Genomic DNA, 14,444 nt, shown 5'->3' on the forward strand with positions numbered 1-14,444 from the left:
ACCGAGATCAACCTGCACGCCCCCGCACTCCTGCCCGACGACTACTGCGGCGACGTGCACCTGCGCCTCTCGTTCTACAAGAAGCTGGCCACGGCGAAGACGCCCGACCAGATCGACACGCTGCTGGAAGAAATCGTCGACCGCTTCGGCAAGCTGCCCCCGCAGGCGCAGACGCTCATCGACACGCACCGGCTGCGCGTGCTCGCACGGCCCTACGGCGTGGTCAAGGTCGATGCGGCGCCGGGCATCATCAACATCACCTTCAAGAAGGACGCGCCGGTGGACGGCATGGCCATCATCCAGCTGGTGCAGAAGAACAAGCACATCAAGCTCGCAGGCAACGAGAAGCTTCGCATCGAACGCGAACTCAAGGAGCCAAAAGACCGCGCGCAGATGGTGCGCGATGTGCTGCGAAGCCTCGGTCAACCCCTCGTCAAGGAACCCGCCCCCGCATGAGCGCTACAGAAATTTCCCCCGGTCTCGCCCTCCAGCGCGTGAAGCCGCCGCTGGCGCTGGCCGACTTCAAGCTGATCGCGTTCGACATGGACTCGACGCTGATCAACATCGAATGCATCGACGAGATCGCCGATGCCGTCGGCAAGAAGGCCGAGGTGGCCGCGATCACCGAGGCCACGATGCGCGGCGAGATCAAGGACTTCAAGGAAAGCCTGCGCCGCCGCGTGGCGCTGCTGCAGGGCGTGCCGGTCCAGGCGCTGCAGCAGGTGTACGACGAGCGGCTGAAGCTCAACCCGGGCGCGACCGAACTTGTGGCGGCGTGCAAGAAGTCCGGGCTCAAGGTGCTGCTGGTGTCGGGCGGTTTCACCTTCTTTGCGAACCGCGTGAAGGACCGGCTGGGCATCGATTTCGCGCGCTCCAACCTGCTCGATGAAGCGGACGGAAAGCTCACCGGCCAGGTCGTGACGCAGAGCTGGGGCGACATCTGCGACGGCGCCGAAAAGCGCCGCACGCTGCTCGAAGTGGCGTCGCTCATGGGCATCTCGCCGCAGGAGACCATCGCCGTCGGCGACGGCGCCAACGACCTGCCGATGATGGGCGAGTCCGGGCTCTCTGTGGCCTATCACGCCAAGCCGAAGGTGCGCGAGCAAGCGATGGTCGCCATCAACGAAGGCGGCCTCGACCGCCTCCTGGAGGTGCTGAAATGACCGATGCCGCAACCGATGCCCCGCTCTACAGCGCCCACGCGCTGGAGGACTACGCCAGTGCCCTGCTGCAGAAAGCCGGCCTTGCCGCGTCGATGTCCGACAGCGTCGCCCGCACCCTCGTCGAGGGCGACCTGCTGGGCCACGACACGCACGGCATGGCGCTGCTGGCCGGCTATGTAAAAGAGGTCGAATCCGGCGGCATGACGCGCGACGGTGCACCCGAGGTGCTCTCGGACCGCCCCGCCGCCGTGCTGTGGGACGGCAAGCGCCTGCCCGGCCCCTGGCTCATGGACCAGGGCATGGACCTGCTGATTCCACGTGCCCGCGAGCTCGGCACCGCCTCGCTGGTCATCCGCCGCAGCCACCACATCGCCTGCCTGGCCGTCTACATGCTGCGCGCGCTGCAGGAAGACATGCTGATGCTGCTGGCCTGCTCCGATCCCAACACCGCCAGCGTCGCGCCCTTCGGCGGTACGCAGGCGGTCTTCACGCCGAACCCGCTGGCGATGGGCTTTCCGCTTTCGCAGGGCGGTGTGATGGTCGACATCTCGGCCTCGATCACCACCAACGGCATGAGCAACCGCAAGCGCGCGGCCGGCGAGACCTTCGCCGAGGAATGGCTGATCGATGCGGCCGGCAAGCCGAGCAACGACCCGCAGGTGCTGTTCGACGAGCCTCCCGGCACGCTGCTGCCCGTGGGGGGCCTCAGCCACGGCCACAAGGGCTACGGGATGGCGCTGCTGGTGGAGACGTTGACGGCAGGCTTGGCCGGGTTCGGGCGCGCCGATCCGAAAGAAGGCTGGGGCGCGACGGTGCACATCACGCTGCACGACCTGCATGCGTTCGGTGGCAAGGAGGAATTCCTGCGCCAGATGGACCACGTCGCAGCGCAGTGCCGGACCAACACGCCGATCGACGCTGCCAGGCCAGTCAGGCTGCCGGGAGAAGGCGGGTTGAAGCGCCGGGATGCGCAATCGAAGAACGGGGTACGGCTGCACCCGTCGATCGCGCGCTCGCTGCAGGATGCGGAGCAGCGCCACGGGCTGCAGCTCGCGAAGGCGCTGATCTAGAGGGTCAGTCTTCCTCGGGGGGCGCTTCGGTCCGTTCCCCGGCCGGGCGCGGCGTGCGCTTGCCGGGCTTGGCGAGGATCTCGATATAGAACTGCCTGCCGGCATCTTTCACGATGCCGTCGATCAGCTTGTTGATGGCTGGCAACTGGGCGACCTCGGCGGTTTCCGCCGATGCGCCGAACTTGCAATCGAAGTCCCAGAAGTCGCTGCCCTCGGGCAGATCGCGACGGCGTTCGCGCTTGATGTACTTGGCGATCTCGTGCTTGATGGCTTCGACGAGACGGTCAGGGTGCTTGCCCTCGACCTGGAGCTGAAAGGTTTTTCTCATGAGTGATGGTAACCAATGCCCCCCGGCTCGCCACTTTGCGTGCTTCTCCACCCACGAGGGGGAGGCTCAATCGCCCTGGGGCGGCCGGGCGGCGATTGACTCCTCCGACCGCCCGGTTGTCATGTGTACAGTCGGCGGTTCAATGGAAAGCAGGTGAAGACATGGCGCGCGCAAACGACTGGGCAAGCAAGGTGATGGCATTGGTGAACGGCGGCAACGCGCCCGCGGCCATCGCGCAGATCAAGGTTGCGCCCTCGGTCAAGGACCTGAAGGCGCTGCAGACCATCATGACGCTCTCGAAAATGAAAGGCCGCTATCCGAACGTGGATGCGGCCATTTCAGACAACCTGGACCTGCTGGCGGCGCCGCGCCTGCATCGCTCGCCCTGAGCGTTCAGAGGGCCTGGCCGAGACGCTTGACGCCCTCTTCGATCTTCGCCACGTCGGCCGTCGCAAAGCTCAGGCGCAACGTCGCCACATCGGGCTTCTCCGCAAAGAACGGCGCACCGGGCACGAAGGCCACGAGCTTCTCGATCGCGCGCTTGGCCAGCTCGTTCGCATCGGCCAGCTTGCCGTTGGCGCCCGTGAGGCGCGCCCAGAAAAAGAGCCCCCCGTTGGGCTGCGTGAAGCTCACCGCATCGCCAAGCTCGCGCTTCAGTGCCGCGCCCATGGCCTGCGCGCGCTGGCCATACACCTCGCGCACATGCGCCAGCGTTGCGGGCATGCGGCCGCTCTTGAGGTATTGCGCGGCCGTGGCCTGCGAGAAGGTGCTGGTGTGCGCGTCGCTGAACTGCTTGCACATCGTCGCCTTGGCGAGCAGCTCGGGCGGCGCGATCATCCAGCCGATGCGAAGGCCCGGGCTCAGCACCTTGCTGAGGCTCCCGCAGTGCGCGAGCAGCTCGCGGCTGCCGGGGACGTCCTTGCTCAACGCCAGGATCGAGGGCGGCGGCGCTTCGCCGAAGTAGAGGTCGCCATACGGGTCGTCCTCGACGATCAGCGTCTGGTACTTCACGGCAAGCTCGAGCACCTTCTTGCGACGCTCCAGCGTCAGCATCGCGCCGCTGGGGTTGCCGAAGGTCGGGATCAGGTAGACGAACTTGGGCTTGTGCTCGGCAATGAGTTTTTCGAGCTCGTCGGTCTTCACGCCGTTGGCGTCGATCGGCGCGCTGATGAGCTGCGCGCCGTAAAGCCGGAAACACTGGATGGTCGCCAGGAAGGTCGGGCCCTCGACGATCACCTTGTCGCCGGGCGAGATCATCGTCTTGCCCAGCAGGTCCAGCGCCTGCTGGCTGCCGGTGGTGACGATCAGGCCGCTCGGGTCCACGTCGACGCCCTTGGTCTTCATGAAGGAACTGAGCTGGCTGCGCAGCGGCTCGTAGCCCTCGGTGGCGCCGTATTGCAGTGCGCCGCCGGGCTCCTCGGTCAATGCCTTCTGGCTCGCTTCCTTCAGGCCCTCGACGTCGAACATCGCGCTGTCCGGGAAGCCGCCCGCGAAACTGATGATGCCGGGCTTGCCGAGCAGCTTGAAGAGTTCGCGGATGGCGGAGGTTTCGACGTTGTCGAGGCGGGAGGCGAATTGCATGGTCAGTCTCACTTTCTGGGCGCCATTGTCGCGAAAGTACGGTGCATGAATGCTGCGAAGGTTGATCGCCTTTCGCCTGTATATTGACAATATCGCTCAAAGGCGATATTTTGCTTTTACCACCCCAAGGCGGTAAACATGTACTCCAACGTCCAAACTCCCGCGCAACTCTCGACGCACCTGAAATCGCTGCGCAAGGCTCACAAGCTGACACAGGCGCAGCTCGGTGCGCTCATCGGCGTCAAGCAAACGCGGATGGCCGACATCGAAAAGAACCCCGGCGCCGTCAACGTCGCGCAATTGCTGCAGGTGCTGCATGCCCTCGACACACGGCTGCTGCTGGCATCCTCGGAACAGGCCTCGCGCATTGCAGCACCCCAAGGCGCCGCCGACTGGTAACTGCACGCCATGGCACATCCCGCGCTCGATATCTGGATGAACGGCGAATACGTCGGTGCCTGGTTCTGGACGCGAACCGGCGTGCCCGCCTTGCGCTACGACGACGCGTGGCTGCGCTCGCCGAACATGCGCGCGCTCTCGCTGTCGCTTCCGATTCCCCATGGCGAGAAGGAGTTGCGCGGCCCCGCGGTGGAGAACTACTTCGACAACCTCCTGCCCGACAGCGACCGCATCCGCGAGCGCCTGCGCCGGCGATTCCGCACGGCCAGCACCGAGGCGGCCGAATTGCTCGCGGCGATCGGACGCGACTGCGTCGGCGCAGTGCAGTTGCTTCCCGCGGGCCACGCTCCCGAGGCCTTCGACCACATCGACAGCGAAGCCTTGTCGGAAGACAAGGTCGCGCAGTTGCTGCGCAACGTCACGAACGATCCGGCGCTCGGCCACGGCGGTGAAGACGACGACGATTTCCGCATCTCGATTGCCGGCGCGCAGGAAAAGACCGCGCTCCTGCGCATCGGCGACCAGTGGCATCGCCCGCACGGTGCAACACCGACCACGCACATCTTCAAATTGCCGCTGGGCCTCGTGGGCAACATGCGAGCGAACATGAACGAATCGGTCGAGAACGAATGGCTGTGCGCCCGGCTGATGGCCGCCTTCGGTTTCGAGGTGGCACCCGCCGCCATCGGCCGCTTCGGCGACCAGAAGGCCCTGGTGGTCGAACGCTTCGACAGGCGCTGGATGGACAAGGGCCGCTGGATCGCCCGCCTTCCGCAGGAAGACTTCTGCCAGGCAACCGGCACGCCCGCCGCCCTCAAGTACGAGAACGACGGCGGGCCCGGCATCCGGCCCATCCTGTCCCTGCTTTCCGGCAGCAGCGACGCCCGCCGGGACAAGGCCCGCTTCGTGCGCGTGCAGCTTGCCTTCTGGCTGCTGGCCGCCACGGACGGCCATGCGAAGAACTATTCGATCTTTCTGCGCCGGGGCGGCGACTACGAGATGACGCCGCTCTACGACGTGCTGTCGATGTGGCCGATCATCGGCAACGGCCCCAACCTGGAGTCGCCGCACAAGGCGCGCCTGGCCCTGGCCCTGCGCGGAAAGAACGCGCACTACGAACTTCTCAGCATCCAGACACGCCACTGGCGCGCGCTGGCGGCGCAGTCGGGGGTCGCCGATGCGTTCGATGGCATGCTCGCCCTGGTCGGCGATGCACCCGCCGCATTGCAGCGCGTGGAACAGGACCTGCCACCTGACTTTCCCGAGCCACTCTGGCATGCCGTCAAGGCCGGCGTGCTGGCGCAATGCGAGCGCTTCGAAGCCGGCCTCGACCAGGAGAAAAACAGCGTCTCGCCCCCATGAAAAAAGACAACATCCCCCTCTTCTTCGCCATCCTGCAGGCGGCCAACCCCACGCCCGAGACCGAACTCGAATACGACACCCCCTTCGAGCTGCTGGCCGCCGTGCTGCTCTCGGCGCAGGCCACCGACGTGGGCGTGAACAAGGCCACGCGCAAGCTGTTCCCCGTGGCCAACACGCCGCAGGCGATCCTCGAGCTGGGCGTGGAGGGGCTGGAGGAGTACATCAAGACCATCGGCCTGTACCGCAGCAAGGCCAGGCACCTGATCGAAGCCTGCCGCATGCTGGTCGAGCTGCACGGCGGCCAGGTGCCGAAGACGCGCCCCGAGCTCGAGGCCCTGCCCGGCGTCGGCCGCAAGACCGCCAACGTGGTGCTCAACGTGGCCTTCGGCGAGCCCACCATGGCGGTCGACACCCACATCTTCCGCGTGAGCAACCGCACCGGGCTCGCACCGGGCAAGACGCCGCTGGAGGTGGAACTGAAGCTGGAGAAGCGCGTCCCACCGGAATACCGGCTGCACGCGCATCATTGGCTCATCCTGCACGGGCGCTACATCTGCGTGGCCCGCAAGCCGCGCTGCTGGGAATGCGCAGTGGCGCCCTATTGCGACTACAAGCCCAAGACACCGGCCCCGAAAACCGCCTGACGACCTGCACATGACAACCCCGAAAACCCACGGCGCCCTCCTCGCCGCCGCCCTGCTCTCGGCAGCCGCTTTCCTGCCTGCCGCGGCCTGGTCGCAGCAAGGCGGCAAGGGCCTGTCGCCCGACGCCATGGCGGCCTACGGCGGCCGCTGGTCGACCGCGTGCGCCGATGCATCCGCGCCCACGCTGCAGGTGCGCGAGGACCAGCTGATCGTCGAGCGCGGCAAGCGCCGCGTGGTCGGCCAATCGCCCGAGACGGCCCACAGCTTCTTCGGCAACAGCCAGCCGCCGGCCCGCTTCGACGTCGCCTTGATAAGCGACGTGGACAAGGCCGGCGTCCTGACCTTCCTCGTTTTCCGCGAGGCGCGCGGACAGTCCATCACGCTGGACGCCGCCAAGCCGGTGGCCGGACAACTCGGTCCCGAGTTGATGAAGCTGCGCTACTGGCGATGCGACGGCGCCGCGCGTGCCGCGACACCCCTCGCGGAGCCGACCGCCACGAAGCAGCCATCGCCGCCCACAGGCAGCCCGGCCGCGCTGGCACAGGGCCCCGCGATGCAGAAAGCCTGGCGCGCCGCGCTGGGCCCCAGGGAAAACGACCGCTGGCTGGTCCGCCGCGAAGGCCCCGCGCCCGAGCCCCAATGGGTCACCGTGGACGGCACGCGCTACGTGCTGCACGCCTTCTGCAAGCCGCACGACTGCTTCGACAACAACGCCGTCGCGCTCTACGACCAGGGCTCGGGCCGCATCTACGGGCTGGTGCAGCGCAACGGCAAGAACAACCTCGTGGGTGCGCCGCCGCAGGCGCTCGCGCCGCAGCTGGACAAGCTCTGGCGCGAACAGTGGCGCCAGAAGAACTGAGCTGACGGGGCCACCGGCCGCCCCCCAACGCACTACGCCGTCTACATCCAACGATGGATGTGCAACGGCCGGCAGAGGCCGACACTGCACGCCACCACCACCCGTGGAGGAGGCAGACGCCATGGCACTCACGCCCGAGCAGCAGCAGGACATCCGCGAGGAGGAGTACTTCCGGATGGAAGTGCGCAAGTCCCTCGCCGCACCCCAGGGGCCGCCCTCGCTGATGGACCGCCTCTCGGCCTTCGGCGATTCCAAGGTCGGCTTCTGGCTCCTGACCACCGTGCTCGCCGGCCTCGTCGCCACGGGGTTCACCAAGCTGCAGCGCTACGTCGATCAGGAAGACATCGCCCGCCGCGAACTCGCCGAACGCAGCCGCCGCGATGCGGACATGCTGCTCAAGCTCGGCCCCCTGCTCACCTCCGACAAGCGTCCGCAGGTGGACATGGCGATCGTGCTGCTCAACAGCCTCTCGGCCGGCGACGGCATCGACAAGCAGGTATCGGGGCAGATCGTCGCGCTGTTCCGCAGCACCGCCGAGGCCGGCAACCGGCCCAACGCCACGCCGGAAGAGCGCGTGGCCAGCCAGGCGATCTACAGCTTCTTCGACCAGGCCGGGCTCTCCGCGATGCAGGCCTGGGGCACGCCGGCCGCGGCGAGCGTTGCAGCCGAGCCGGCCCCGGCCGCCGCGGCGCCCAGCCTCGTGGCGGCGGCGCTGGACAGCGCGACGCTGCCGATCCGTATCTACCTGCAGGTGGGCGACCGGGCCGACTGGCCGGTCGCGACCAAGGCCTCCGAAGGATTGCGGCAGGCCGGCATGATCGTGCCCGGCATCGAGCTGGTGCCGGCGCAGAACACGCCGAAACAGAACAGCGTGCGCTACTGCAAGGACAAGGTCTCGCCCGCGGCGCTGGACCGGGTGCGGACGGCGACGGCCAGCCAGGTGGTTCCGGCACCCGCAATGACCGAGCTGCCGCCCAAGCTCTGCGGCAACGTGCGCTTCAACCACTTCGAGCTGTGGTTCGCGCGGGGGGCGTGATCAGCCGGCCGGCGAATGCTCGAAGGTCAGCCAGCCGCCGAAGGCCAGTTCGCCTGCGGGCCAATCGGCCGCCGTTTCGGGGCAGCGGATGCCGCGCTGCAGCAGCGTCACCGCGCGCAGCACGCCGGCATGGGTGACCCACAGCGCATCGCCTTCTCCCGACAGCCATTCGTCGTGAACGGCAGCCGCGCGCTGCATGAACGCGCGCACGCTCTCACCGTTCGCACCGGCGATACCGTCGGCGAAATTGCCGGTCCATGCCTCGAACTGCTCGCGCCCGATGGCGGACCATGGCCGCCCCTCCCACGCGCCGAAGCTCATCTCCGCCAGACGGGCATCGTGCTGCACGGCCAGGTCGGGGCGCAGTGCCGCGATGGCGGTGGCCAGCGTCGCGCAGCGCCGCAGCGGCGAACTGCGCAGCGCAATGCCGGCGGGGAGCAAGGGCGCGATGCGTTGCGCGGCGGCCTGTGTGGCTTCGGCTTCCGCTTCGAGGTCGGTGGCGCCGTAGCAGAGGCCGGGCTCCGCGATCACGGGCGCGTGGCGCAAGAGCCAGAGCTTTCTCATACCTGCCAGGCGAGCGCGAGATAGATCGCGAGCTCGCAGACCTGCTGCGTCGCGCCCAGCCCATCGCCGGTGAAGCCCTGCAGGCGCCGAAGGAAAAGGCGCGCCATCCAGCCCGCCGCCACGACAGCAGCCAGCAGCGCGGCGGCGACATGCACCGGGTCATGCGCGCACAGCAGCAGCGCCACGGCGGGCACCGACCACAGCACCGCGACGACCAACGCGCCGCCGCTGATCGCATCGGCCAGCGGCTTCGCCTTGCTCGCGCCGCTGTCGCCCACATAGGGCAGCCAGCGGATCAGGAACAGCGGCGCGAGGCGCGACAGCACATGCGCCCCGACGATGGCCACGGCCACCGTCTCCAGGCCGCGCCCGGCCAGCGCCGCGAGCAGCGCGAACTTCAGGCCCAGCGCGAGCACGAGCGCCACGGCACCGAAGGCGCCGATGCGCGAGTCCTTCATGATCTCCAGCGCCCGCTCGCGGTTGGCGGAACCGCCAAGCCCATCTGCCACGTCGGCGAGCCCGTCTTCGTGGAAGGCGCCGGTCAGCATCACGGTGGCGACGGTGCTCAGCACCGCTGCCGCGAATGCGCCCGCCACGCTCTGCAATCCGACGCCCACGGCCACGAAGACGAGCGCGGCCACGCCGCCCACCAACCATCCGATGCCCGGCAGATGCGCCGCGCTCGCGCGCAGCATCTGCGGGCTGAAGCCGACCCATGCCGCAAGCGCACCCGTCACCGGCACACGGGTGAAGAACTGCAGTGCCAGCAGGAAGTGGCGAATGCCGCTCATCGGGTTCAGTTTTCCTTGCGCGACACGCCCGCCGCCTCGAAGCTCGCCATCTCGCGCAGGATGCGGCAGGCCGATTCGAGCAGCGGCCAGGCCAGCGCACCGCCCGAGCCTTCGCCCAGCCGCAGGTCCAGGTTCAGCAAGGGCTCCAGCCCGAGGTGCTTGAGCAGCAGCGCATGACCCGGCTCCGCCGAGCTGTGCGCGGCCACGCAGCGCTGCACCACATGCGGCTGCAGCGCCTGTGCGACGAGCACCGCGGCGCTGGCGATGAAGCCGTCGACCACGATCACGCGGCGTTCCTCGGCCGCCTGCAGCACGGCGCCGACCAGCGTGGCGACTTCGAAACCGCCGAATGTGGCCAAGGCGTCGAGCGGTTCGGTCGCGCTCGCATGCAGCACAAACACTTCGCGCAACACCTCCCGCTTGCGTGCCAGGCCCGCCGCGTCGAGACCCGTGCCGGCTCCCGTGCAGGCGTCGATGTCCAAGCCCGCAAGCCGCGCCAGCAGCAGCGCCGCCGACGAGCTGTTGCCGATGCCCATCTCGCCCAGCAGCACGGCATTGCCCGGCAGCGCGCGCACCACGTCTCTTCCGTTGGCGATGGCCTGCGCGCACTGTTCGGCGGTCATCGCGGGGCCGGCCGATGCATCTGCGGTGCCGGCCGCAATCCGTCGCGACACCAGCCCGGGACGCGGCTGAAAGTCGCGCCGCACGCCGCAGTCGACCACCGTCAGCGCCAGCCCGTGCTGCCGCGCGAGCACGCTGACCGCCGCGCCGCCGGCGAGGAAGTTCTCGACCATCTGCCAGGTCACGTCGCTCGGATACGCCGAGACGCCGCGCGCCGCCAGCCCGTGGTCGCCCGCGCAGACCAGCATCTGCGGCGCCTCGAGCACCGGCGCTTCGCTGCCCAGGATCGTGCCGAGCCGCAAGGCCAGCGTCTCGAGCTTGCCGAGCGCGCCGAGCGGCTTGGTCTTGTTGTCGATCGCGTTCTGCAGGCGCGCTTGGAGCGTTGCGTCGGCGATGTCGGCAATGTCGGAGATGGCGGGAATCGTGTCGTTCATGCGGATTCAATCAGGCCGGCAAGCACGCCGGCGTCGAAATGGGTGTCGATGAAATCGGCCAGGCCGTCGAAGGTGCTGTCGAGCGTGGGCGCGGCCGCGCCGAACAGCGCATGCAGCACCGCCGCATCCTCGAACAGCCCGTGAAGGTAGAGCCCGAGCACGTTGCCGCGCGCGTTCTGCCAGGCCAGTCCCTCGGGCATCACGGCGTGGCCGTCGTGCGCCAACTGGGGGTGGGCGGCGGTCTGGCCGTGGTGGATCTCGTAGCCGGCCATCGGCACGCCCGAGAGCGCTGCCCAGTCGCCGGTCAGGGTGCCGAAGGTGGCCGCTCGGTGGCGCACGGTCTTCTCGCGCTCGAACACCGTCACCAGCGGCAGCAGGCCGAGCCCCGGCGCGTTGCCGTCGATGCCGTGCGGATCGACCAGCGCCTCGCCCAGCATCTGCAGCCCGCCGCAGATGCCCAGCACCACGCCGCCACGGGCTGCATGCGCAGCCACGGCACCGTCGAGCCCCTGCGCGCGCAGCCAGGCGAGGTCGCCACTCGTGTGCTTGGAGCCGGGGAGCACGATCCAGTCGGCGCCCGCCACGTCGGCGGGCGAGCGCGCCCAGACAAGGCGCACGCCGGGTACGTTCTTCAGGGACTGGAATTCGTCGAGGTTGCTGATGCGTGGGCAGGCGATCACGGCCACGGTCTTCGTCACCTTGCCGCTCGCGCGGCTGCGGTCGTCGAACACGCCGTCTTCCTCAGGAAGGCCGTGCTGCCACCACATCGGCAGCGTCGCGACGGTGGGCACGCCGGTCAGCGCCTGCAGCTTCTCGGGCGCGGGAGAAAGCAGCGACGCATCGCCGCGAAACTTGTTGAGCACGAAGCCATGCAAGAGAGACCGGTCGGCTTCGGGCAAGAGCGCCCAGGTGCCGTAGAGGTGGGCGAAGGCGCCGCCCCGGTCGATGTCGGTCGCGAGCAGGCAACGGGCCTCGGCGTGGCGGGCGACGCGCATGTTGACGATGTCGCTGGCCATGAGGTTGATCTCCGCCGGCGAGCCCGCGCCCTCGATCACCACCACGTCGTTCTCGGCGCGCAGTTCGTCGAGCGCCTGCGCGATCTGCGGCCACACGCGCTCGCTGCGCCCGCGCCAGGGCAAGGCCGAGAGCGCCTCGCTCACCTGCCCCATCAGGACGACCTGGCTGTGGGTGTCGCGCTCGGGCTTGAGCAGCAGCGGGTTCATGCGCACGTCGGGCACCGCGTTGGCCGCCAGGGCCTGGAAGTACTGGGCGCTGCCGATCTCGCCGCCATCGACCACGCGGGCGTTGTTGCTCATGTTCTGCGCCTTGAAGGGCGCGACCTTGAGCCCCTGCCGCGCATACCAGCGGCACAGCGCCGTGGCCAGCCAGCTCTTGCCGGCGCCGCTGGTGGTGCCCAGGACCATGACGCACCGCGCCGGCCTGCTTTTCGCCTTGAAACTCATGGGCCGGATTGTCGTTGAGCGCCGCTGCGCCCCGAATCGAGCCGCCGAAATGCGGCATCTTTCACGCACGCGGCCGGGGATGCGGTTGCGTTTTGAATCCAGGCGGGTCGTTTGTCCGTATACAAGGCATACCAATGCCTTTCGACCACATGCCCGCCCTCAACGACCTGGCGCTCACCGTCGAAGAACGCGAGCCGGGCCAGTTCTACTGGACCCTGCTCGAAGCCCTCGACAACAGCAGCCACTCCGAAATGCCCGACATGCACGACACGCTCGACTACCGCGTCTACCGTGTCGCCGCCAAGCCGCAGACCAGCTACTCGAACGCCCTGGCCATGGGCGTCCTGGAGCTGCAGAAGATCAGCGCGTCGCGATCTTCTGGGCCGCAGTAACCGAAGCGGTTGCCGCCGGCACCTCCCAGCTGCCGCCGATCGCGCGGATCAGGCCCACGGCCGCCTGGTACTGCGCCGACTTCACCTGAAGCGCCTGGCGCCGGTTGCGCAGTTCGCTGCGGCGGGCGTCCAGCAGGTCGAGCTGGCTGATGTAGCCATTGCGATAGCGCGTGTCCGAAAGGCTGGTCGCCCGCTGGGCCGACGACACCGCCTTGGCCTGCACCACCGATTGCTCCTGCAGGATGCGGATCGCGGCCAGCTGGTCTTCGACCTCCTGGAACGCCACCAGCACCTGCGTGCGGTAGCTGGCGATCGCGCCGTCGAGCTGCGCGTTGGCGCCCTGCAGGCCGGCCTCGCGGCGGCCGCCGTCGAAGATCGGAAGCGACAGCAGCGCGCCCACGCCCCATGAGCGGGCCGACCACTTGAAGAGGTCGCCGATCTCGGGCGAGGCGTAGCCGGCGGCGCCGGTCAGCGAGATGTCCGGGAACCACGCGGTCTGCGCCACGCCGACGCGGGCCTGCGCCGCAAGTACCGCGTTCTGGGCGGCCGAGACGTCGGGCCGGCGCGTGAGCACCGTGCCGGGCACGCCGGGCGGAATGGCCGGCAGGGCCGTGGCCCATTCGTCGGTGCGCACGCCGAAGCTGGAGGCCGAATCGCCCACCAGCACCGCGAGCGCGTGTTCCACCTGGGCGCGTTGGCGGTCGATCGCCAGCGCGTCCGATTCGGTGGACGACACCTCGGTCTGCACCCGCGCCACGTCGAGCTCGGCGATGTCGCCGGCCGCCTGGCGGCGCTGCGTGAGGCGCAGCGTGTCGCTGTAGGCCTCGACCGTCTCGCGCATCAGTGCGCGCTCGGCATCGAGCGCGCGCAGCTGCAGGTAGGTCTGCGCCACTTCGGCCTGCACCGCGAGACGCGTGCTCTGCAGCAGGCCTTCGCGGCCGGCGGCGTCGAGCTTGGCCGCGTTGCTCGCGCCCGAGAGGCGGCCGAACAGGTCGAGCTCGTACGAGAACGTGGCGCCGATGTTGGTCATCGTGGCCGGCGAGGTGCTGGCCGTGGCCTTGTCCAGGCCGGCGCCGCGGTTGGCGCCCGCGCCCAGGCCGATCTGCGGCAGCCGGTCGGCGTTGGCGCTGCGCGCGAGCGCGCGGGCCTCGGCCAGCCGGGCCGCGGCCGCCTGGATGTTGTTGTTATCGACGTCGGCCTTCTCGACCAGCGCATTGAGCACCGGGTCGTTGAACGCCAGCCACCAGGCGCCGCGCGCCAGCGCTTCGGAAGGCAGCGCCTTCGTGAAGCCGGCGGGCGGCGCGGCGCCCTGCTCCTTGAACTGCGCCGTGGTCTGGATCTCCGGCACGCCGGAGGGAACCGTCGCGCAGCCGGCCAGTGCCAGGGCTGCCACCAGCGGCAGCAAGGCGCCGCGGACCCAAGGTTGGAATGCGAATTTCATGATGAACTTTCTTCTTGATCGGTTGTGCGATCAGTCATGCGACTCGTGCGAGGGACGGGGCGAGGCCGGCACCGGGTGCAGTCCGCCACCGCCGGAGCCGCCATGCGAAGGCGCGGGATGGTTGGCCGAGACGAAGTCTTCGCCGTGCGGCACTTCGCCATGCAGCTTGAGCGGCTTGTTGCCCGCCAGGCGGCGCAGCAGCACGTAGAACACCGGCGTGAGGAACAGGCCGAAGGCCGTCACGCCGATCATCCCGGCGAACACCGCCACGCCCATGGCCTTGCGCATCTCCGAGC

Annotated in this window: 18 protein-coding genes; 10 read left to right on the forward strand and 8 right to left on the reverse strand. The window is 68.7% G+C overall.

Annotated features, from left to right (window positions below; translation table 11 throughout):
• The 3 genes from RT97_RS00285 to RT97_RS00295 form a co-directional block, all read left to right on the forward strand.
• The coding region (locus tag RT97_RS00285; protein ID WP_042576785.1) for a TRCF domain-containing protein at positions 1–456 on the forward strand (456 nt) is incomplete at its 5' end.
• Positions 453–1,163 carry a phosphoserine phosphatase SerB gene (gene serB, locus RT97_RS00290; RefSeq protein ID WP_042576786.1) on the forward strand — a complete coding sequence of 237 codons (711 nt, stop codon included), beginning with the start codon at positions 453–455 and terminating at the stop codon, positions 1,161–1,163. The genes RT97_RS00285 and serB, both read left to right, overlap by 4 nt.
• On the forward strand, positions 1,160–2,233 hold the full coding sequence (locus tag RT97_RS00295; protein ID WP_042576787.1) for an Ldh family oxidoreductase: 1,074 nt from the start codon (positions 1,160–1,162) through the stop codon (positions 2,231–2,233). Before serB ends, RT97_RS00295 begins: the two co-directional genes overlap by 4 nt.
• A 4-nt stretch (positions 2,234–2,237) precedes the next feature.
• On the opposite strand, the gene RT97_RS00300 is transcribed toward RT97_RS00295, so the two are convergent.
• Complete coding sequence (locus RT97_RS00300) at positions 2,238–2,561, reverse strand: DUF6172 family protein (RefSeq protein WP_042576788.1); 324 nt, start codon at positions 2,559–2,561, stop codon at positions 2,238–2,240.
• Positions 2,562–2,722: 161 nt separating this feature from the next.
• On the opposite strand from RT97_RS00300, the gene RT97_RS00305 reads away from it, so the two are divergent.
• Positions 2,723–2,950, forward strand: coding sequence for a hypothetical protein (locus RT97_RS00305; RefSeq protein WP_013541760.1), 228 nt, complete (start codon positions 2,723–2,725; stop codon positions 2,948–2,950).
• A gap of 4 nt (positions 2,951–2,954) precedes the next feature.
• On the opposite strand, the gene RT97_RS00310 is transcribed toward RT97_RS00305, so the two are convergent.
• Complete coding sequence (locus tag RT97_RS00310; protein ID WP_042576789.1) at positions 2,955–4,142, reverse strand: PLP-dependent aminotransferase family protein; 1,188 nt, start codon at positions 4,140–4,142, stop codon at positions 2,955–2,957.
• 138 nt (positions 4,143–4,280) lie between these two features.
• Here RT97_RS00310 and RT97_RS00315 point away from each other — a divergent pair, with 138 nt between their 5' ends.
• The 5 genes from RT97_RS00315 to RT97_RS00335 all read left to right on the forward strand — a co-directional run bounded on the left by RT97_RS00315 (position 4,281) and on the right by RT97_RS00335 (position 8,442).
• On the forward strand, positions 4,281–4,541 hold the full coding sequence (locus RT97_RS00315) for a helix-turn-helix domain-containing protein (RefSeq protein ID WP_042576790.1): 261 nt from the start codon (positions 4,281–4,283) through the stop codon (positions 4,539–4,541).
• A gap of 9 nt (positions 4,542–4,550) precedes the next feature.
• On the forward strand, positions 4,551–5,903 hold the full coding sequence (locus RT97_RS00320) for a type II toxin-antitoxin system HipA family toxin (protein WP_042576791.1): 1,353 nt from the start codon (positions 4,551–4,553) through the stop codon (positions 5,901–5,903).
• On the forward strand, positions 5,900–6,547 hold the full coding sequence (gene nth / locus RT97_RS00325; protein ID WP_042576792.1) for an endonuclease III: 648 nt from the start codon (positions 5,900–5,902) through the stop codon (positions 6,545–6,547). Before RT97_RS00320 ends, nth begins: the two co-directional genes overlap by 4 nt.
• A 10-nt stretch (positions 6,548–6,557) precedes the next feature.
• The gene (locus tag RT97_RS00330; protein WP_042576793.1) at positions 6,558–7,406 is read left to right on the forward strand and encodes an Ivy family c-type lysozyme inhibitor; all 849 of its coding nucleotides are present in this window, start codon (positions 6,558–6,560) and stop codon (positions 7,404–7,406) included.
• A 121-nt stretch (positions 7,407–7,527) separates the two neighbouring features.
• Positions 7,528–8,442 carry a hypothetical protein gene (locus RT97_RS00335; RefSeq protein WP_042576794.1) on the forward strand — a complete coding sequence of 305 codons (915 nt, stop codon included), beginning with the start codon at positions 7,528–7,530 and terminating at the stop codon, positions 8,440–8,442.
• Here the strand turns inward: RT97_RS00335 and RT97_RS00340 are convergent, their stop codons facing one another.
• The 4 genes from RT97_RS00340 to RT97_RS00355 are packed head-to-tail and all read right to left on the reverse strand — an operon-like array spanning position 8,443 to position 12,315.
• A complete protein-coding gene (locus tag RT97_RS00340) occupies positions 8,443–9,006 on the reverse strand; it encodes a histidine phosphatase family protein (protein ID WP_042576795.1) in 564 nt (187 codons plus the stop codon).
• The gene (cobS, locus tag RT97_RS00345) at positions 9,003–9,797 is read right to left on the reverse strand and encodes an adenosylcobinamide-GDP ribazoletransferase (RefSeq protein ID WP_042576796.1); all 795 of its coding nucleotides are present in this window, start codon (positions 9,795–9,797) and stop codon (positions 9,003–9,005) included. The genes RT97_RS00340 and cobS overlap by 4 nt, the downstream gene beginning before the upstream one ends.
• 5 nt (positions 9,798–9,802) lie before the next feature.
• Complete coding sequence (cobT, locus tag RT97_RS00350; protein WP_042576797.1) at positions 9,803–10,852, reverse strand: nicotinate-nucleotide--dimethylbenzimidazole phosphoribosyltransferase; 1,050 nt, start codon at positions 10,850–10,852, stop codon at positions 9,803–9,805.
• Positions 10,849–12,315 (reverse strand): cobyric acid synthase, encoded by a 1,467-nt coding sequence (locus RT97_RS00355; RefSeq protein ID WP_042576798.1) that lies wholly within the window; start codon positions 12,313–12,315, stop codon positions 10,849–10,851. Before RT97_RS00355 ends, cobT begins: the two co-directional genes overlap by 4 nt.
• Positions 12,316–12,449: 134 nt before the next feature.
• On the opposite strand from RT97_RS00355, the gene RT97_RS00360 reads away from it, so the two are divergent.
• Positions 12,450–12,707, forward strand: a complete 258-nt coding sequence (locus tag RT97_RS00360; protein WP_253278093.1) for a hypothetical protein — start codon at positions 12,450–12,452, stop codon at positions 12,705–12,707.
• Here RT97_RS00360 and RT97_RS00365 read toward each other — a convergent pair.
• A complete protein-coding gene (locus tag RT97_RS00365; protein ID WP_042576799.1) occupies positions 12,676–14,148 on the reverse strand; it encodes an efflux transporter outer membrane subunit in 1,473 nt (490 codons plus the stop codon). The genes RT97_RS00360 and RT97_RS00365 overlap by 32 nt on opposite strands.
• 30 nt (positions 14,149–14,178) lie before the next feature.
• Positions 14,179–14,444: efflux RND transporter permease subunit (locus RT97_RS00370; RefSeq protein ID WP_155403694.1), on the reverse strand; the 266-nt coding region annotated here is incomplete at its 5' end.

The organism is Variovorax paradoxus (assembly GCF_000834655.1).
GTDB lineage: Bacteria > Pseudomonadota > Gammaproteobacteria > Burkholderiales > Burkholderiaceae_C > Variovorax > Variovorax paradoxus_F.